Source organism: Burkholderia sp. NLJ2, from assembly GCF_049487195.1.
Classification (GTDB): Bacteria; Pseudomonadota; Gammaproteobacteria; order Burkholderiales; family Burkholderiaceae; genus Burkholderia; species Burkholderia pyrrocinia.
Genome location: NZ_CP137808.1, coordinates 1,296,160 through 1,316,674 on the forward strand (window position 1 = coordinate 1,296,160; position 20,515 = coordinate 1,316,674).

Consider the following 20,515-nt stretch of genomic DNA (forward strand, 5'->3'; position numbering starts at 1 on the left):
CGGCCCTCGGAATGGCTAGAACTTTTTTAGCGCCACGGTCTCCGTGGCGCTTTTTTTTGCCCGTTGTCCGGTGAAAGTCCAGTCGGCCGGGATCGAAACAACACCGTTCCACGGCAGCGAAGTCCGCGCCGTTCGACGCGCCCGACCTTGCCCGGCCCATGATTTTAATTAATTTCGGCTATCGGGACGTTTTCCACAATACGCCGTCGATCTTCCTTCCCCCCGCACCGCGCGCGCCAGTCCGTCGGCGGGCGGCGTGGACGACGGCTGCCGTGACTCCCTTCATGTTCCGTCGCACGCTGCCGTGACCCGGTCCGGGCGCTTGTCGCCCGATGATCCGTCGCGCGGCACGCACACCGATCGCAGGTCCGCCAGGTAGCCCCGATCCGTCCGGATCCGCCCGCTGCTCCGGCGCACGACGCCGGTCCGCCGCACGCCCGACTGGCGCCGGCCGGGCGCGACCAGCGGGCCTCGCATCCGCCGCCGTACCGAGCATGACGCACCCGCTCGCCGGGGCCCCCCTACGCAAAAGTAGGGGGGTGCCCCATGCCGGGCTGACGCGTGCATCTTCAGAATCCAGATACGGGTCAGTGCGATGAGGTCGCCAGCCCGCGTCCGCAGCACAGCATGACGTCCAGCGCGTATCGCTGGTTGACCCCTAGGATGGAGGTCATATGTTCAGTACCCGCGCGTATTGCAGCAGTGTGGCGGCACTGTTGCTCCTCCTGTGCGCCGTTCCTTCGTTTGCCCAGTCGTTTCGTGTTCAGTGCCCGCCCACCACGCCGTCCCATCCGACCGCGCTGGCGCCAGGCGTCGGCGAGCCCGCCTACACGCAGCCGTCCTTCACGGGCCAGAATTCCACGTCGACCGGCGCCGTGAACGGCGCGATCAAGTGCCAGCAGATCTCGGGCGGCGACGGTTACGCCACGATGGCCAACGGCGTGCAGACCTACCTGTTCGCGTTCGGCCCGCTGTCCGGGCTCGCGGACATCCAGGCCGGCCTGCCAGGCACGGAGCTCGCGTCGGTGTTCAACACCGTCGGCGACCCCAGAACCGACCCGACCTACAACGGCGCGGTCGGCCTGGCCCCCGATCCGGATGCCGGCGGCGCGCTGACCGGCCACGTCGATCCGCGCCCGATCATGGACATCGGCGTGATGAACGGCAACGAGCCGGCGCCGATGATGGCGATCGACGAGGACGACGAGTTCTTCCTCACGCTCACGAACGTCGGGATGATCATGCGCCCGGACCTGTTCGAAAGGCACACGGTGCACTTCCACGGCTATCCGAACGCGTCGTCGTTCTATGACGGCGTGCCGGATGCGTCGGTCGCGATCAACATCGGCGCGAGCTTCACCTACTACTATCTCGCGCCGGATGCGGGCACCTATTTCTGGCACTGCCACATCACGCCGCCGGAACACCTGCAGATGGGCATGGTCGGCCAGATCTACGTGCGGCCGCGCCAGGACCGCGTGCCGAAAGGCCTTTCGCTGTACCAGTCGCTGGTGACGCAGCAGTCGGACCTGCGCACGCGCTGCGGCAACGACATCCTGTGCTCGACGCCGCTGCCGCATCAGAACAACGGCCTGGTGCGCGCGGCGAACGCGAGCATCCCGCCGACCGTGCCGGAGACGCTGTCGCTCTACGCATACAACGACGGCGACGGCTCGACCGCGTACGACGTCGAGTATCCGATCCAGATCCACGGCTTCGATCCGAATTTCCACTTCGTCGGCATGACGTTCAATCCGGAGCCGTTCACCGACATGAAGGACAAGTTCTTCCTGCTGAACGGCCGCAGCTATCCGGACACGGTGACCGAAGGGGCGATGTCGACGCCCGCGTCGGACAGCTCGATGCATCCGTCGCAGCCGCTGGCGACGCTGATCAACATCCCGGCCGGCGGCCGGGCGCTGTTGCGGATCTCGGATCTCGACGTGACCGAATACCAGACGCTGGCGTCGCTCGGCATTCCGATGCACGTGGTCGCGATCAATGCCCGCATGCTGCGCGACATGGCCGGCAACAACATGGCCTACGACACGAATTCGATCACGCTCGGAGGCGGCGAGTCGCTCGACCTGATTCTCGACGCCAGCGACAAGTCGAAATACCACTCGGGCCAGATTTTCTACCTGTACACGCCGAACCTCGATCACCTGTCGAACGACCAGGAGAATTTCGGCGGCCTGATGACCGAGGTTCACGTCTGCAGTGCGGTGGATCCGATTACGAAGCATTGCACTCTTTGATGACCGGGGCCTGCCCGAGTCGTCGGGCAGGTCCGGCCGGGAAGTCCTGCACTGAGGAGAAAAGCCGTGGGACACATCACTCACCATGCGTGGACCGCGACGCTCGCCCGCCTTGGACGGCTCGCCCGCGTCGGCGTCGCGACGCTCGCCGCGTTGCTGTCGATGCACGCGCAAGCTGCGGCGCCGGGCATCACCGGCAAGGTATTCAACCTCACTGCCCAGGAGGCGCGCATCACGCAGCCCGATGGCACGAGCGTCTATTCGTGGGGCTACGGCTGCGCGGCGACCAGCGCGACGCCGCTCGTCTTCTCGCCGGCGACGATTACCGGCGCAACCTGTCCGACGATGCAGATTCCCGGTCCGACGCTGATCGTCAGGCAGGGCGACATCATCACCGTGACGCTCACCAACAACCTGCCGGCCGCGGCCGGCAACACGTCGATGCTGTTTCCCGGCTTCGTCGTGTGCACCGGGACCCTGAGCCCGGACGGCAAGACCTGCACCGGCACCTCCGGCGTGGCCGGGCTGCTGGCGCAGGAAGCGCAGCACGGCGCGACGGTCACCTACACGTTCGTCGCGGCGACGCCGGGCACGCATACGTACTACAGCGGCACGCAGGGCGATCTGCAGATCGAGATGGGGCTGTACGGCGCGATCATCGTGCTGCCGAATACGGCGGTCAACACGGCGGGCTGCATGGCGCTGCCGGATTCGGGCAGACCGTTCGGCCAGCACGATTTCCGCAACGCAGTGGCGGCATTCGACAACAGCGCAGCGTGCTATGACCGTGAGTATCTTTTTCAGTTCTCCGAAATGGATCCGCGCATCCATCAGCAGGCGGAACAGCAGGTCGCGGCGAATACGTCGTGCACCAAGCCGACCGGCTGCATGACCGTCGAGACCGAGCCTTATCACCCGGCCTATTTCATGGTCAACGGCCGTTCGATGCCGGACGACATGGATCCGAACTACGCGCCGCAGTACCCGCACCAGCCGTATAACGGCAACCCGCACATGCATCCGGGCGAACTGGTGCTGCTGCGGATCATCGGCACCGGCCGCTGGCAGCATCCGTTCCACGAGCACGGCAATCACGTGCGCGTGCTGGCGCGCGACGGCAACCTGTTGCTCAGCCCGGTCGACCCGAGCCACCCGGCGAACCCGCGGCTGCCGGCCGGCCCGCTGCTGTTCACGACCACCACGACGCCGGGCGCCACGATGGACGGGATTTTCTACTGGACCGGCAGGGGCCTGAACTGGGACGTCTACGCGCACTACGCGGGCGACGGTTCGGTGTGCGTGCCGGACGCGAACGGCTACTACACGACGGCGTCGAATCCGCCGGCCCCGCGCAACGCGCCGAACTACTACGAGTGGTGCCAGGACCACGGCAAGGCGCTCGAGAAGGCGCCGTTCGGCAAGGTCGCCAGCGGCGGGCCGGTCACGCTGCCGGACTCGAACATCCTGACCAACGGCGCCTGGTATGGCGGCAGTCCGTATCTCGGTCCGGACGCCACGACGCGAGCGACGTCCCCGACGGGAACGACGCCGCCGAGCGGCGTACAGCTGAACCCGGCAGCAACGGAAGCAGGTTTCGCGTTCATGTGGCACTCGCATAACGAGCGCGAGATCACGACGAACAACATCTTCCCCGGCGGAATGATGATGATGATGCTCGTCGATCCTCCGGTATTTCCGATCGACGAATCCAATTAGGGGTGGGGAGAAAGGCGATGAGATCCACCAAGCTCACGGCGACGCTCCTTGATCTGTTCAAGGTGGGGGTCGCGGCATCCATGTTGCTGACGGCAGGCGAAGCATGTTTCGCGCAAGCGGTCGTCAATCTGACGGCGAAGGCGTCCACGGCGTTGATGCCGGACGGGCAGTCCGTGCCGATGTGGGGCTACAGCTGCACGCCGGCCGCCGTCGCGACGGTGCCGGCCGCGAATGCCACCTGCGCGGCGGCGAATCCGGCCGCCGGCGCGAACTGGTCGCCGGTGGTGGTCACCGTGCCGGCCGGGCAGTTGCAGATCAACCTGACGAACAACCTGCCGGCGCCCGTGCCGACCTCGCTCGTCATCGTCGGCCAGTTGGGCGGCGGCTTGGGCGACAAGCCGACGACCATGCCGAGCCCGGCCCATCCGACGCAGACCGCCACGACCTGGCCGATCGTCACGGCGACCTCGACCGCGCCGATGGCATCGTTCGTGCCGCCCGCGCAAGGGCCGCGCGTCCAGTCGTTCGGGACCGAGGTGGCGCCGTCGACCGATCCGAAATCGCACACGACGCTCACCTGGGCCAATCTCAAGCCCGGCACCTACCTGCTCGAGTCGGGCACGCACCCGTCGATCCAGGGGCCGATGGGCCTCTACGGGGTGCTGGTGGTGAAGAGCCCGAGCGTCCCCAGTTCGACGTGTGCATCGACGAACCAGGCCTATCCGAGATCGGTGTCCTGCTATGACGCCGACGTGCCGCTCGTGATGGGCGAGATCGACCCGGTGCAGAATGCCGCGGTCGCCGCGGCCGTCGCGACCAAGGGCTTCAGCGAAACCGCCGCGTGGTCGGGTCAGCCCGGCGGATGCGGCGACTCGAAGTCGATCACGTTCGGCACCTGCTATCCGCCGGTGGTGAACTACGATCCGCGCTATTACCTGATCAACGGCGTGGCCTTCGATCGCACCAACCCGAACGCGTCGGCCTTTGCGCCGAGCGCGACCGTGGCGGCGTCGACCGGGCAGGTGCTCGTGCGCCTGGTGAACGCCGGGCTGCGCATGCACGTTCCGGCCGTGGTCGGCGCGCAAACGGGCAATCCGTCCGTTCCCGGCGTCACGCTGATCGCCGAGGACGGCAACGTGATACCCGGCGCCGCGCGCATCCAGAACGCCGTGTTCATGGCGGCCGGCAAGACCTACGACGTGATGGTGAACGCGCCGGCCGCGGGTGCGATGCCGGTGTACGACCGCGAGTTGAGCCTGTCGACCAACAACCTGCGCGATGGCGGGATGCAAGGCTACATCGCGGTCAACAACGCCCAACCGTCGGCGACCGCCGGCATCGGCGAAACGCCGACCGCCGCGGGCGCGAACTACTACTTCGTACCGGGCACGACGCTCACCGTGTCGGATCCGGCCAAGGGTGTGATCGCGAACGACTCCGGCGTGTACGGCGTGAAGGTCCAGACGCAACCCGCGAGCGGCACGCTCACGCTGAAAACGGACGGTACGTTCACCTATTTATCGAGCAGCGCGACGAACGACAGCTTCGTCTATCAGTCGACCAACGGCACGCCGCCGGTGACGGCGAAGGTGACGTTGACCGCCTGCACCACGAGCAACAAGTGCCTGTCCGTCCCCACGGCGGGCAATGCGAGTTTCGCGAGCAACATCGCGTCGCAGATTCAGGTCGGCGCGCCCGGCGTGCTCGCCAGCGCGAGCGATCCGGCCGGTTTGCCGCTCACCGCGCAAATCGTCGCGTCGAGCGCGACGAACGGCACCGTGACGCTGAATCCGGACGGATCGTTTACCGCGGTGCCGACGACGGCGCCGCTGGCCGGCAATGGCGCGGCCGCGCAGACGATGACGTTCCAGTACAAGGTCACCAATACGCAGAAACAGACGAGCGCGAATGCAGGGACGGTGACCGTGACCTTCAATCCCGGCAGCGGGCTGGTCGTGAACGTGATGGATGGGCCGAGCATGGCGCCGGATGCGACCGCGCCGAACAAGGCGGTCAAGCTCACCGACTATCGCTGGATCATCGAGGAAGACCGCACGATGCAGATCGATCCGGCCTGCCAGGTGAATTCGGCGACGGCGCGGCCGGCGAACTGCCCGCCGCTGCCGGTCCCGAGTCTCGGCACGAACTTCCACACGAGCTACATGCCGGTGGTGGCGGCGGGCTGTGTCGGCACCGTGGCATGCGAATCCGGGCAGACGGTGTATGACCCGGTCTCCAACACGCACCTGGCGACCGTGTGCGACGTCGGCAACGGCGTGTGCCGCACCGGCCCGAGTGTCACGCAACAGGCGCCGGTCGATCCGAAGTACGTGGCGCTCGATCCGACCAAGCATTACTACATCTCGATCCTGCCCGGCGATGCCGGCAACACGTTCACGAACGGCGGCGGCGTGCCGCCCAACACCACGCGGCAATTCAGCATCGCGCTCGACTGCCCGTCGGGCCCGAGCGGCGCGGATTTCGCGCCGGGCACCGGCAAGTGCGGCCACAGCATGGGCGGCGCGCCGATTTCGCCCGCGCAGATCGCGGCCGCGAAGGCGGGGCAGGTCGCCGCCGGACAGGCCGGGCAGCTCAACGTGCTGCTGACGGAAACGCCGTACCAGACCGCGAAGCTGTCGGTGTTCGTGTTCGAGGACGATGCGCCGCTGAACGGCGAAGTGGATGTCAGCGGCGGGTCCGACGGATTCGGCACCTCGCGCGAGCCGGGGCTCGGCGGATTCGAGATCAAGCTCTGGGACGATGCCGGCGGCACCGGCGACCCGACCGGGCAGATGACTTACGACATGTTCAACATGCCGCTGTCGAATTCGCTGCAGGGCACCGTCGACCCGCTCACCGGGCTCAATGCGTGCCCGATCTCGACGGCGACCGACGGCCTGGTCGGCATGATTCCGACCTGCCCGAAATACGAATCGGACGGCAAGACGCTGTCGCCGCTCGTCGGCCAGGCCATCATCGCCAACCTGATGCCGGGCCGCTACGGCGTGATCGCGACGCCGGCGGCCGACCGGATCGGCCGCGGCGAGGAATGGCTGCAGACCAACACGCTCGACGGACAGAAGGCGCACGACGCGTTCATCAAGGTCGGCGGCCCCGCGTACTTCCAGGAGTTCGGGCCGGCCGGCTATCACGTGTCGATCGGCTTCGCGAATCCGAAGATCATCAACGCGCGCAGGACCAACGCGACCAAGACCGGGATATGCGACACCGGTCCGTGCCCGAACACGCTCACGGGCCGCGTGACGAACCTGCACTACAGCCGCCCGCCGAACGAGAACCTGTACAGCAGCGGGTCGCGCGATTCGCTGGCGTTCTCGCAATGCTATGTGAGCGTCGGCGATCCGGACAGCGAGGATTACGGCTTCACGAAATGCGATAGCCAGGGCCGGTTCACGATCAGCGGCCTGCCGAGCGGCACGACACGCATCACCGTGTTCGATCAATGGAACGACCAGATCGTCGACGGGCTGGCCAAGGCGGTCCAGTTGCCCGCGGCCAACGGGAGCACGACGGTCGACGTCGGCGACCTGTCCGTGCTGCAGTGGCATACGAACCTCTATACGCGGACCTTCATCGACCTGCACGGCGACGGCATCTCGCATCCGGACGACCCGGGCATCGCGCTGGCGTCGGTCAACATGCGGTTCCGCGACGGCAGCTTCTCGAACTTCAATTCGACCGACGCCAACGGCTATGCGCCGTTCAACGAGATCTTCCCGCTGTTCAACTGGTATGTGGTCGACGACGACCTGACGCGCTTCAAGTCGACCGGCACGCACGTGGTGTATGACGCGGGCGGTCCGGTGGACGGCACCGGCATGCCCGGCAGCGGGAACTCGACGGTGGCCGCGAACTTCGCGAACACGGTCGAAACCGTGCCGCTGCCGTCGAACCTGCACGTGCCGGGTGCCCGGTATTGCGCGGACGCGGACTGCGCGTCGACCGGCAACGGCTCGACCGGGCGGGTCGATCCGCCCTGGGCGGGCACGGAGGCATGGCAGGGTTTCTCCGGCCAGAACTCGTTCATCGAGTACGGCAAGACGCCGTTCGGGAAGGGCGAGAACGGCGGGATACGCGGCGAGGTGATCTATGCGTCGACGCGGCCGTTCGACGATCCGATGCTGCTGATCCACACGAAGTGGACCCCCAACGTGCCGAACGTCACGGTGAACCTGTACCAGGAGGGCACGGCGACGGACGGCACCACCAACCTGACGCTGGTCGATACGACCAAGACGGCGAGCTGGGACGACTGGGCGCAGGGCTTCCGCGCGGACGGCGTGACGCCGAACATGAACTGCCCGGGCCAGGATCCGAACGACCCGTTCTACTTCACGCTGAAGAACAGCACCAACTGGCTCGATCAGCAACATCGCCAGCTGCCCGCGAACGCGCAGTACAAGTGCTACGACGGCATGCACGTGTTCAACCAGATCCAGCCGGCGCCGTATGACGGGATGTACAAGTTCCCGAGCGTGACGGCGACGGATGCGAACGGCAAGCCGGTCGCGTCGAACTGCACGGTCTGCGTCGGGAAGAACCCCGTCGACGGCACGCCGATGCTGCCTGCCGGCAAGTACGTGGTCGAGATCATCGTGCCGCCGGGCTACGAACTGGTGAAGGAGGAAGACAAGAACATCCTGATCGGCGACAACTACATCGCCCCGGTGACGCAGCAGTTCGGCGGGATCGGCGCGATCTTCATCCTCCCCGACCAGGCCGCGGTGAACTCGACGTACAACAAGAACAACCCGCAGAACATGACCACGGACCTCGGTTCGACGCCGCATGGCGAAGGCGATACCGGCAGCGTCGAGCGGTTCTGGCCGTGCGTCGGCGAGTTGCGCATCGTGCCGGACTACATCAGCCTGTTCCCGGGCTCGAAGGAAGTCGCACCGTTCGCGGGCGCTTCCCGGCATCTGTGCGATCGCAAGGAGGTGATGCTCACCGACGAGGAATCGGTGCTCGCGAAGTTCTGGATCTTCAGCTCGACGCACGTCAGCGCGCACTACACGGGTTTCATGCTCGACGACTTCTCGTCGGAATTCGATCCGTATTCGCCGCAGTTCGGCGAAAAGTTCGCGGTGCCGAACGTGCCGGTCTCGTTCAAGGATTTCTCCGGCAACGAAATCTCGCGCACCTACTCGGATCAATGGGGCATCTACAACGGACTGACGTTCTCGACCTGGGAAGTGAACCCCCCGAACCCGACCGGTTATGCGCCGACGATGATGGTCACGTGCATGAACGATCCGGGCCCGATCCCTGATCCGCAGCACCCCGGCAAGATGATCACTGACCCGCTGTACAACCCGGCATACAGCCAGTTCTGTTACGAGATTCCGTTCATGCCCGGACAGACGCAGTACATGGATACGCCGGTGGTGCCCGTGCAGGCCTTCGCCGACGGCTATAACCAGCCCGACTGCGCGTATCCGGATGCGACGCCGGCGATCTCGAGCGTGACCGGCGATGCGATCGGCGCCGGTGCGGGCCCGTGGGTCAGCGCGCCCGGCAAGCCATTGACGATCAACGCGCTGGGCGACCAGCAGGTGCAGAACCACGCGTATACGGGACCGAGTCAGAGCACGGCGCCGTTCAACCAGAAGTTCATCACGCGCCACTACGGTTTCGGCAACACGCAGGGCTCCGGCACGGTCACGATCGCGGGGGTCAACGCGACGGTCGTGTCGTGGAGCGACTCGAAGATCGTCGTTCTCGCGCCCAACCTGAGCATTCCGTCGCTCCCGTCGCTGACGGTGCCGTCGACCTGCACGATCCAGCAGATGGGCGCACCCGCGACACAGTGCGGCGAGCTCGTGATCACGGCCGGCAACGGCAAGCGGTCGATCGATGCGATCACGGTGACGATCGGCGGCAAGGCGCCGACCTACGTGAGCGGCGAGAACGGCGCGAGCAATGCGCTCCAGACCGCGATCAACAATGCGAGCGCGGGCGACATGATCGTCGTCGGCCCGGGCACGTACAACGAGATGCTGGTGATGTGGAAGCCGGTGCGGCTGCAAGGCGTCGGTGCCGCATCGGTGACGGTCAATGCGAACACGCATCCGTCCGGCAAGCTCGATCCGTGGCGCAGGCTGATCGCGTGCCTGTTCGGTACGTCGCTGGACGGCGGGCAGATTTCGGCCGCGTACGACCCGACGAAGCCGATCTCGCCGACCAACAACCCGTACGACCCGTCGGGCACCTATCAATGCTCGACGCAGATGCAGGGGCACGTGGATCCGATCCCGTTCGAGCCGACGATCGGTTGGGACAGTACGCAAAACGGCAATCTCGGCGAGTTGCTGATCGAGCCGTCGCTGATGGGCGCGTATGAAGGCGCGGGCATCACGGTGCTGGCCAAGGGCGTGCAGCCGAGCACGAACTGCACCGCGAACGGCGTCTGCACGCTGCTCACGAAGCACGACTGCACGACGGACCCGAACAACCCGAACTACAGCAACTTCCTGTGCAACCCGTCGCGCATCGACGGGATCACGGTCACCAACAGCTCGCAAGGCGGCGGCGGGATCTTCCTGCACGGCTGGAACCATTACACGGAGGTATCGAACAACCGCGTGACCGGCAATGCCGGCACACTGTCGGGCGGCATCACGGTCGGCCAGGTGGAGGTGCCGGACGGCAACATCGCCGCGGACGGCGTGACGCAGTTGCCGTTCCTGTACAACACGTTCGTCAACGTCCACCACAACGCCGTCACAGGAAACGCGTCGTACGGCGACGAAATCAACTCGACCACGCCATCGTCGGCCGGCGGCGTGACGCTCTGCACGGGCGCCGACTACTACCACTTCAACTACAACTGGGTCTGCGGCAACATGAGCAGCGGTGACGGCGGCGGCGTCGCGCACTTCGGGTTCAGCTACAACGGTGACCTGTCGCACAACGTGGTGTTGTTCAACCAGAGCAACAACCCGACGCTGCCGACGTATGGCGGCGGGATCATCGCACAGGGCGTGCCGCCCGACGGCACGTTCTGCGAGAACTCGCTCGTCGACGTCGATTGCGCGCCGCAGCTGTCCGACGGCGTCGGCCCGGATCTCGTGATCGACGGCAACCTGATCATGGGCAATACGGCGGAAAGCGGGAAGGGCGGCGGCCTGCGGCTGCAGAACGTCAACGGCACGGACGTGCAACGCAGCCTCGGCAACCCGAACAGGTGGTACCAGGTGCGCGTGATCAACAACATCATCGCGGACAACGTGGCCGGCTGGTCGGGCGGCGGCGTGTCGCTGCAGGATGCGGTGCGCGTGAACTTCATCAACAACACGGTGATCGCGAACGATGCGACGGCGTCGGCGGGCGTGCTCTTCAATACGCCGGCCGCGTCGCAGTCGAACGTGCCGCCGCCGGGATGCACGAGCAGCCCGAACAGCGCGGACTCGACGTGCACGAGCTTCATCGAGACATCGACGCAGCAACCGGCCGGGCTGGAGACGGCGGGCCATACGCAGAACCTGTTGGCGGCGTTCGTCCCGCCCGCGAATTTCAGGGGGCAAGTCCGCTGTCCCCCGAATGAGCCGAGCTGCACGAAGTTCTCGAACCCGGTGCTGACCAACAACCTGTTCTGGCAAAACCGCTCGTTCTACATCTCGGTGAGTTCGCAGCCGAACCCGAACATACCCGGGGTGCAGAACGCGGTCACGCTGAACCCGGTCCTGAACCAGAAGGGGCAGTCGACAGGCTTCTGCGTGACGGGCGGCACGACCCCGCCGTTCTATTGGGACATCGGCGCGTACGGCGACACCGGGCCGGCCAATCACCAGTCCGGGCTGACCATGAACCCGCGGCATTCGATCATGACCAGCACGGCGGGCTACGGCGCGACCAACATCGCGGCGAATCCGCAGACGGTGAGCCAGTACTGCAACGGTTCGCGGGTGCCGCCGGAAGCCGGCGGAAACGGCTTTGCCGTGCCGCCCGGGATTGCCGATGCGGTGTTGCCGAATCCGCTGTTCGGCCTGATGCCGACGGCCACGCCCGATGAAGGCAACCAGTGGATCAACATGTCGTACGGGCCGCTGTCGCTGTTCAACGAGGCGCTCACGCCGGGCAGTGCGGGTTACAACGTGATGATGGGCAACTACTCGATCAAGGGCACGTCGCCGGCGATCGGGGCGGCCACGGGCGCCGGCGCGCCGAATCACGACATCTTCGGCACGCGCCGGCCGCAAGCCAACGGCTATGACATCGGCGCAGTCGAGTACGTGGCGCCTGGCCTGCTCGGCGGTCTGCTCGGCGGCGGTGCGCCGATCGACCCGCTGGCGCTGGGCAGCCAGCCGACCGGCCTGGCCGCACTAGTTCCGCCTGGCCTCGGCGGGATCGCGGGCCTGCTCAACGGCGTCGTGCTGCCGGCGCAGATCCGCGCCCCGGCGCTGCGGCGGCCGCAGGCAGGCGCACTGCGGCTGGCTCCGCCGGCGCGGCCGGCCGGCGCGTTGACGCAGTCTCCGGCGCTGGCGCGTCCGCCGTCGGGAGTGTTGCTGCAGGCTCCGGCCCAGACGCCGCGTGCCCGCACGCAAACGCCTGCGCAGACGCCTGCGCAAACGCGCGCGCTGCCGCCCGTGCGGCTCCCGGCACCGGCGGCACCCACGCCGCTCGCGGGAGCGCTGCAATGAAGCCGGCGGCCTTCCGTGCGGCATCGATGCTGCTGCTCGCGGGCGTCGCCTGCCTCGCCGCGGTCCGGCCTCAGCCGGCCGCGGCCGGGCAGGATGCGGCGGCCGAGCCGGCGGCCCGCCGGCACTCGCCTTATCTGCCGGTGAGCCTGCCGCGGCAGGCGAAGGCCTATTACCAGATGGGGAAGGGTGTCGACGACCTGCACGTGCGCAGCACCGCGTCGGGCAACCTGATCCGCTTCAGCTACCGCGTGACCGATCCGGAGAAGGCGCGGCTGCTCGGCGACACGAAAGCGACGGTCTATCTGTACGGCGAAACGAGCCACGCATTGCTCGTGATTCCGGTGATGGACCAGATCGGCGCGCTGCGGCAGACCGGTCAGCTGGAGACCGGACACGAATACTGGATGGTGTTTTCCAACAAGGGAGGGCCGATCAAGCGCGGCGAACGGGTCAGCATCCTGATCGATTCGCTGCATATCGACGGGCTGGTGGTCGAGTAATCACAACCATACGCATGCCGCCGCGCATCGACAACAGGCGGCCTGCATGCGGGGAGAGCAGTCATGAACCGGTTTCTTTTCAAGTCGATTTCGGCGGCGTGCGCTGCCGGCTTTTTGACTTGCGGCCAGGTCGCATCCGCGGCCTCGGCGGCGGGGAATGCGCAGGCGGCGTCGGCGTCGCATATGGACGCGGCGCAGATCGCCGAGCGCAATATCGCGGCCCGTGGCGGGCTGCAGGCGTGGCGGGCGGTGTCGTCGATCAGGATGACGGGGCAGCTCGATGCGGGCGGCAAGAAGAACGTCAGGCTGCCGTTCACGCTGACGTTGAAGCGCCCGCACAAGAGCCGGCTCGAAATCCAGTTCGAGCAGCAGACCGCGCTGCAGGTGTACGACGGCTCGCAGGGCTGGCTGGTCAGGCCGTATCTCGGCCGCAACGATGTCGAGCCGTATACGCCGGCGCAACTCAAGTCCGCCGCGTCATCCGCCGAACTCGACGGTCCGCTGATCGACTACGCGAACAAGGGCACCACGATCCAGGCGCTTGGCACGGAGCAGGTGGAAGGGCATCGCGCGTATGTGCTGAAGCTGACGTCGAAGGATGGCGCGGCGCGGCGCCTGTGGGTCGACGCGTCGAGCTTTCTCGAACTGAAGATCGAAGGCGAGCCGCGCGTGCTGGACGGCAAGACGCACGGCGTCACGGTCTTCTATCGCGATTACAGGAAGGAGAACGGGCTCGTCATGCCGCACACGCTCGAGACTGTCGTGAGCGGCGTCAAGGAGACGCACCGGATCACGATCGAGCATGTCGCGCTCAACGAGACGGCCGACGACGCGATGTTCGGCAAGCCGCCGCTCACCTTCGCGAAGGCGCCGAGTCACCCGGCCGAGATCCGGACGAGGTGACAACCATGGGACGGATCGGATCGTGGGTGCTCGCGGGCTGCGCGATGGCGGCCTTGTGCGGGTGCGAGCAATTGCCGGGGCAGGGCCTCGGCGTGGACCAGATCGTCGAGAAGAATATCGCGGCGAGAGGCGGGCTCGACGCGTGGCGCAAGGTCCAGACGATGGTCTGGTCGGGCCATGTGGATAGCCCGAACGCGCCCGTGCGCGACATGCCGTTCGTCCTCGCGATGAAGCGGCCGAACAAGACGCGCTTCGAGATCACCGTGATGAACCAGAAGGCCGTGCGCGTGTTCGACGGTCGCGAAGGCTGGAAGCAGGCCGCGAGCGGCAGCGCCGGCCTGCGGCCGTATACGCCGGGCGAATTGATGTCCGCGCGCGACGAGCAGGTGATCGACGGTCCGCTGATCGACCACGATGCGAAGGGCATCGGCGTGACGCTGGACGGCGTCGATCCGATCGGCGGGCGCGATGCGTACCGCCTTGCGGTGAAGTTGCCGTCCGGCGCGGTGCGGCATGTGTGGATCGACGGGCGGACGTTCCTGGACGTGAAGGCCGACCGCCAGGTGCGCGGGCCGAGCGGCCCGCTCACGGTGGAGGTGAACTACGGCAACTTCAAGCGCATCGACGGCCTGCAGATCCCGCTCAGGATCGAGAGCGGAACGGCGGCCTCGCCGACCAAGGACACGCTGATCATCGACAAGGTGTCGCTGAATCCGCCGCTCGACGATGCGCTGTTCGCCCGGCCCGCATCGCCGGGCGGACGCCGTCCGGCGTCGATCGATGCGCGCGTGTCTCCGGCGCCGCCGACCCCGCCGGGCGCGGGCCGGCCGACGGCACGGCCATGAACGGCATCCGGGGGCGACTGCGCGCCCTCGCGGCGGCGCGCCCGCCGGCCTCGCGCGGGTGGCTGGCGCGGTGGGTGGTGCTGGCCGCGTTGTGCGCAAGCGCGGGCCACGCGCTCGGCGACGAGGCCGCGGCGCCCGTCGTGCCGGCGGACGCCGGAGAAGCGATCTTCCAGCGCGGCATCCTCGGTTCGGGCGCACCGCTCGAAGCCGTGCATCAGGACGGCGTGCGCCTGCAAGGCGCCGCCGCCGCCTGCATCAATTGCCATCGGCGCAGCGGGCTGGGCTCGAAGGAGGGCAACAACACCATCCCGCCGATCACGTGGCGCTACCTGGTGCATCCACGCGAGCAGACCGCCGAGGATCTCGACATCCCGTACGTGCCCGGCATGCGCACCGACCGCGAGCCGTACACGGAAGAGCGTCTCGCGCGCGCCTTGCGCGACGGGGTCGACCCGGAAGGCAGGCCGCTCGGCAGGCTGATGCCGCAATACGCGCTCGGCGATGCCGACATGGCCGCGCTGACCGGCTATCTGAAGCGTCTCGATCGCCACACGCAGTCGGGCGTGACGGACACGGTGCTGCATTTCGCGACGATCGTCACACCGGACGCGGATCCGGTGAAGCGGGCGGGCATGCTCGACGTCCTGCAGCACTACTTCGCGGACAAGAACACGTTTCCGTTCGGCACGACGCCGCCGCTGCGTTCCACGCGAAGAATGATGTTCATGGTCAATCGCCGCTGGGAACTGCATGTGTGGGAACTGAAGGGCCCGCCGGACACGTGGCGTGCGCAATTGACGCAGTTTCTCGCCCGGCAGCCGGTGCTGGCCGTGGTGTCGGGGCTCGGCGGCAGGAACTGGGCGCCGGTCCACGACTTCTGCGAGGCGGAGGCCGTGCCCTGCCTGTTTCCGAACGTCGAGGTGCCGGTCGAAACCGACCACGATTTCTATTCCGTGTACTTCTCGCGCGGCGTGCTGCTCGAGTCGGACCTGATCGCGAAGCGCATCCTGGACGAAGCCGGCGCGCGGCCGCCGCCGCAAGCGGTGAAGACGGTCTGGCAGGTCTATCGCACCGGCGACAACGGCGAGCGCGGCGCACGCGCGCTGGCCGCCGCGCTGAAGGCGCACGGCATCGCCGTGTCGAATCGCGCGCTTGGATCCGGCGACAGCGTCGCGCGCGCATTGCGCCGGCTGCCGCGCGACGACGTGCTCGTGCTGTGGCTGCGGCCGCCGGACCTCGCGGCGCTCGCGCATGTGCCGCCCGCGTCGGACACGGTGTTCATGTCTGGGTTGCTCGGCGGGCTCGACAATACGCCGCTGCCGACGAGCTGGCGCGGCGTGACGCGCATCGCGTATCCGTTCGACCTGCCCGAAGGGCGGCGCGTGCGCGTCGACTATGCGTTCGGCTGGTTCTCGATCCGGCAGATTCCGATGGTCGCGCCGCAGGTGCAGGCGGACACGTATCTCGCATGCGGCCTGCTCGCCGAGACGCTCAGCCATCTGGTCGATGCGTTCGTGCGCGAGTATCTCGTCGAGCGCATCCAGGACATGCTCGAGCGCCGCATCCTGACCGGCTACTACCCGCGCCTGACGCTCGCGCCCGGGCAGCGCTTCGCGTCGAAGGGCGGCTATATCGTCCGCTTCGCCGGGCCGGATCGCCTGAAGCTCTCCGCCGACGGGGGTTGGATCGTCCCCTGAGCGGCCGCGCGCGTCGAGATGGAGTAGGGATCAGACCGCGTAAAGAGGGAGTCGCCCCATGTCGGTTTTCGTGAGCACTCCGCACAATGAAGACATCGTCCGACGTGCGCATGTCGCGTCGGAACGTGGCGACACACGGCATGGGGGGAAACAGCCATGACAACGTTCCTGATCGGCCATCGCGCGCGTCCTCGCTGGAGGCATTGCGGCTGGATGGCGATGCTCGCGATGCTCGCGTTGCTGCAGGTGCCTGCCGCGCGGGCGCTGCCGATCTTCGCGCGCCAGACCGGGCAGAGCTGCGTCGCGTGTCACGCCGGCGGACAGTTTCCGGAGCTCACGCCGTACGGACGCATGTTCAAGCTGAACGGCTATACGTTCGGCGAGCGCACGATTCCGATCGCCGCGATGGCCATCGGCGACCTGAGCACGACGCGCGGCAACACCGACTCCAGCGGCAACAAGATCAATCCGAAGAACGCGCTGCCGATCTTCGATTTCGCGAGCGTGTTCCTTGCCGGGAAGATCACCGACAAGATCGGCGGATTCGCTCAGTTCACCTATACGAACTACGATCATCAGGACGATAGCGGCAAATGGAAAGGCCACTGGTCGTCGGACAACACCGACTTCCGCTTCGTCGACCGGATCATCTCCAGCGCGAACGACCTGATCCTCGGCGTGACGGTGCACAACAATCCGACCGTGCAGGACGTCTTCAACACCGCGCCGGCCTGGGGCTATCCGTACATTGCGTCCACGATCAGCCCGGCCGCCAGCATTCCGGCGCTGCCGGTGCTCGAAGGAAGCCTCGCGATGCAGGTCGTCGGCGTGGGCGGGTACGTGTACTGGAACAAGACGGTGTATGCCGAGCTGACCGCCTACAGTACGGCCGACGGCATCTGGTCGTTCCTGAGTCACGGGAACAAGCCGGGGAATCCGGACCACCCGCAGGTTTATCTGCGCGGCTACAACCCGTATGCACGCATCGCGCTGACGCGCGAATGGGGCCCGCATAGCCTGATGGTCGGCGCGTTCGGGCTGAGCGTCGACATCTATCCGAACGACCCGAACAATTTCCCGATCTTCGGCACGGGTGTCACGCGTTATCGCGACTACGGTTTCGACGCGCAGTACCAGTACCTGCTGGAGCCGCACACGATTACCGCGCAGGCGCGCTACGTGCGCGAGAACATCCACGACCCGAACAACTTCGTGCTGGGAGACAGCCCGTCGGCGAATCTCAACTCGCTGCGGCTCAAGGCGTCGTACATCTACCAGAACAAGTACGGCGTGAGCCTGTCGTTCTTCAATACGACCGGCACGCCGGACAGCACGCTGTATGCGGGCAGCGCGAATTTCCATCCGAACACGCAGGGCTGGACGCCGGAAATCTTCTGGATACCGATCCAGTACGTGCGTGTCGGCCTGCAGTACACGCATTTCACGCGGTTCCTCGGCGCGGCGACCAACTACGACGGCCTGGGGCGCAATGCGAGGGACAACGACACGTTGTTTCTCTATCTATGGGTCGCATCGTTCTGACATCCCGTCCGGCGTTTCCCGCACACCGGACCGACCGAAGCACGCGCGGCGAGCGGGTGTCGCGCATCTCGCATCGCGTCGCGATGCGGGCACGTATCCCTGTCGAACGGAATCGGTTCGGCAGACGAAGGAAGTTGCGGCAAGGAGGTGTCTGACATGAACAAGGTGGCCCATATCGTCTCGCTCGCGATGGTGCTGGCCGGGGCGGGTTGCCACGACCTGGAGCGGTCGCGGCAGGTCGACGACCCGGCGGTGCCGGGCAAGACCATCGCGCTGCAGGTGTGCTCGAACTGCCATGGCGCGACCGGCGTGTCGGTGTCGCCGATGTTTCCGAAGCTGGCCGGACAGCGCAAGGAGTACCTCGTCGATCAGTTGACCGACTTCAAAAGCCACGCGCGTGCCGATCCGAACGCGAAGCGGTACATGTGGGGCTTCACGCATCTGACCGACAGGCAGATCGACGAGCTTGCCACGTATTTTTCAGGCCAGGCGGCGGAGCCGGGCGAAGCCGGCGATCGCATGCTGCTCGACGCGGGCAAGGCGATTTTCGTGGGGGGCCTGCCGGACAAGGGCGTTGCGGCCTGTATCGGGTGTCATGGCCAGCATGGCGAGGGCATGAGCCGGTTCCCCCGTCTCGCCGGTCAGCATGCGGACTACGTGGTGAAGCAGCTCACGATTTTCCGGGAAACCGAGACACGGCCACGCGGCGCGATCATGAAGTCGGTTTGCGCGAACATGACGGAGCAGGACATGCGCGCCGTCGCGGCCTATGTCGAGGCATTTCCGGCGGAAGCCGGCGTACCGGCGAACCCTCCGGCAGCCGGTGTACCGGCGAGCTCGCCGGAAGCGGGCGTATCGGTGAACCCGCCGGAAGTGGGCGTACCGTTGAACCCGCCGGAAGTCGGTGCGTCGCCGAGCCCCGCGGAAACCGGTGCATCGATGAACCCGCCGGAGGCCGGTGCACCGACGAACTCGCCGGAAACCGGTACATCGGCGAGCCCGCCGGCCGAACAATGAGCAAGCGCCGCCGAATCGGCATCGCATGCGGCACGTGCCGCGCGGCGGGCAGGCGACCGGCGCCGGCAGTGATCATTTAGGTGTCTCGTCTTCCCCGGGGCGGGGCGCCTCTTTTTCTTCCAACCCTGCGCGGTTCCAGTCCGGTGACTACCATGAAAGCGATGCAATCCTCTCGCGACGGTGCGGTGCCGGTCGCCAGGCTGACGTATCGGCGACAACGCGCGTCCGCCGCGGTTCGTGCGTGCGAGCCGGGCGACGATCGTCCGTTCCTCGCGCGCCTGTCGTTGATCGACTGGCTGTTCGCACTGGCGCTCGTGGTGGGCGCGGGCTATGCGCTCGTGTACTACAACGCGCACATGGATGACTACGACAAGGCGGTGATGATCGGCACCGTGCCGGCGCTCGTCACGCTCGGCTGGCGCTGGAAACCGGCCCGGCTGATGATGGCGTCGATCGCCGTGCTGTCGCTGCTGTCGATCCAGATCTACCAGGGCGATCTCGCGCGCGCCGATGCGACGTTTTTCCTCAAGTACTTCCTGTCGAGCCAGTCGGCGATCCTGTGGATGAGCGCGCTGTTCGTGCTCGCGACGAGCTTCTACTGGATCGGCTTGCTCGCGCGCTCGGAAACCGGCGCCGCGATCGGCCAGAAGCTCACGTGGGTCGCCGTGCTGATGGGCTTCACGGGGCTGATGGTGCGCTGGTACGAGTCCTACCTGATCGGCGCCGACGTCGGGCATATCCCCGTGTCGAACCTCTATGAGGTGTTCGTCCTGTTCAGCCTGATCACCGCGCTGCTCTATCTGTATTACGAAGGCCACTACGGCACGCGCTCGCTCGGCGCGTTCGTGCTGCTGGTCATCAGCGCGGCGGTCGGCTTCCTGATGTGGTACTCGGTCGCGCGCGATGCGCAGCAGATCCAGCCGCTCGTGCCTGCGCTGCAGAGCTGGTGGATGAAGATCCACGTGCCGGCGAACTTCATCGGCTACGGCAGCTTCGCGCTGTCGGCGATGGTGTCGGTCGCGTACCTGATGAAGGAGCGCGGCGTGCTCGCCGATCGCCTGCCGACGCTCGAGGTGCTCGACGACGTGATGTACAAGTCGATCGCGGTGGGTTTCGCGTTCTTCACGATCGCGACGATCCTCGGCGCGCTGTGGGCAGCCGAGGCATGGGGCGGCTACTGGAGCTGGGACCCGAAGGAAACCTGGGCGCTGATCGTGTGGCTGAACTACGCGGCGTGGCTGCACATGCGGATGATGAAGGGCCTGCGCGGCGCGGTTGCCGCCTGGTGGGCACTCACGGGCCTGCTCGTGACGACGTTCGCGTTCCTCGGCGTCAACATGTTCCTGTCCGGGCTGCACAGCTACGGGAAACTTTGAT

10 protein-coding genes are annotated in these 20,515 nt (G+C 66.6%); all 10 read left to right on the forward strand.

From position 1 onward, the window contains the following. Positions 1-674: 674 nt before the first annotated feature. The 10 genes from R9B84_RS06035 (at position 675) to ccsB (ending at position 20,514) form a co-directional block, all read left to right on the forward strand. Positions 675-2,258, forward strand: coding sequence for a multicopper oxidase domain-containing protein (locus tag R9B84_RS06035; RefSeq protein WP_423759577.1), 1,584 nt, complete (start codon positions 675-677; stop codon positions 2,256-2,258). Between the two features lie 66 nt (positions 2,259-2,324). Beyond that, entirely contained in the window at positions 2,325-3,974 is a 1,650-nt protein-coding gene (locus R9B84_RS06040; protein WP_423759578.1) for a multicopper oxidase domain-containing protein, read from the forward strand. A 17-nt stretch (positions 3,975-3,991) separates the two neighbouring features. Then, positions 3,992-12,634 (forward strand): Ig-like domain-containing protein, encoded by an 8,643-nt coding sequence (locus R9B84_RS06045; RefSeq protein ID WP_423759579.1) that lies wholly within the window; start codon positions 3,992-3,994, stop codon positions 12,632-12,634. After that, positions 12,631-13,134, forward strand: coding sequence for a hypothetical protein (locus tag R9B84_RS06050; RefSeq protein ID WP_423759580.1), 504 nt, complete (start codon positions 12,631-12,633; stop codon positions 13,132-13,134). The genes R9B84_RS06045 and R9B84_RS06050 overlap by 4 nt, the downstream gene beginning before the upstream one ends. Before the next feature lie 63 nt (positions 13,135-13,197). Next, positions 13,198-14,037, forward strand: a complete 840-nt coding sequence (locus tag R9B84_RS06055) for an outer membrane lipoprotein-sorting protein (protein ID WP_423759581.1) — start codon at positions 13,198-13,200, stop codon at positions 14,035-14,037. Between the two features lie 5 nt (positions 14,038-14,042). Continuing rightward, on the forward strand, positions 14,043-14,882 hold the full coding sequence (locus R9B84_RS06060; RefSeq protein ID WP_423759582.1) for a hypothetical protein: 840 nt from the start codon (positions 14,043-14,045) through the stop codon (positions 14,880-14,882). Beyond that, positions 14,879-16,579, forward strand: coding sequence for a c-type cytochrome (locus R9B84_RS06065; protein ID WP_423759583.1), 1,701 nt, complete (start codon positions 14,879-14,881; stop codon positions 16,577-16,579). Before R9B84_RS06060 ends, R9B84_RS06065 begins: the two co-directional genes overlap by 4 nt. Positions 16,580-16,735: 156 nt before the next feature. Further along, entirely contained in the window at positions 16,736-18,121 is a 1,386-nt protein-coding gene (locus R9B84_RS06070; RefSeq protein WP_423759584.1) for a cytochrome C, read from the forward strand. Between the two features lie 156 nt (positions 18,122-18,277). After that, positions 18,278-19,138 carry a c-type cytochrome gene (locus R9B84_RS06075; RefSeq protein ID WP_423759585.1) on the forward strand — a complete coding sequence of 287 codons (861 nt, stop codon included), beginning with the start codon at positions 18,278-18,280 and terminating at the stop codon, positions 19,136-19,138. A 152-nt stretch (positions 19,139-19,290) separates the two neighbouring features. Next, positions 19,291-20,514, forward strand: a complete 1,224-nt coding sequence (ccsB, locus tag R9B84_RS06080; RefSeq protein ID WP_423759586.1) for a c-type cytochrome biogenesis protein CcsB — start codon at positions 19,291-19,293, stop codon at positions 20,512-20,514. Position 20,515 lies beyond the last annotated feature (1 nt).

What these genes read in the sequence shown, in the direction of transcription:
- R9B84_RS06035 (WP_423759577.1), top strand. Translation starts at nt 675, where the DNA reads ATGTTCAGTACCCGCGCGTATTGCAGCAGTGTGGCGGCACTGTTGCTC.
- ccsB (WP_423759586.1), top strand. Translation starts at nt 19,291, where the DNA reads ATGAAAGCGATGCAATCCTCTCGCGACGGTGCGGTGCCGGTCGCCAGG.
- R9B84_RS06070 (WP_423759584.1), top strand. Translation starts at nt 16,736, where the DNA reads ATGACAACGTTCCTGATCGGCCATCGCGCGCGTCCTCGCTGGAGGCAT.
- R9B84_RS06055 (WP_423759581.1), top strand. Translation starts at nt 13,198, where the DNA reads ATGAACCGGTTTCTTTTCAAGTCGATTTCGGCGGCGTGCGCTGCCGGC.
- R9B84_RS06045 (WP_423759579.1), top strand. Translation starts at nt 3,992, where the DNA reads ATGAGATCCACCAAGCTCACGGCGACGCTCCTTGATCTGTTCAAGGTG.
- R9B84_RS06075 (WP_423759585.1), top strand. Translation starts at nt 18,278, where the DNA reads ATGAACAAGGTGGCCCATATCGTCTCGCTCGCGATGGTGCTGGCCGGG.
- R9B84_RS06065 (WP_423759583.1), top strand. Translation starts at nt 14,879, where the DNA reads ATGAACGGCATCCGGGGGCGACTGCGCGCCCTCGCGGCGGCGCGCCCG.
- R9B84_RS06060 (WP_423759582.1), top strand. Translation starts at nt 14,043, where the DNA reads ATGGGACGGATCGGATCGTGGGTGCTCGCGGGCTGCGCGATGGCGGCC.
- R9B84_RS06050 (WP_423759580.1), top strand. Translation starts at nt 12,631, where the DNA reads ATGAAGCCGGCGGCCTTCCGTGCGGCATCGATGCTGCTGCTCGCGGGC.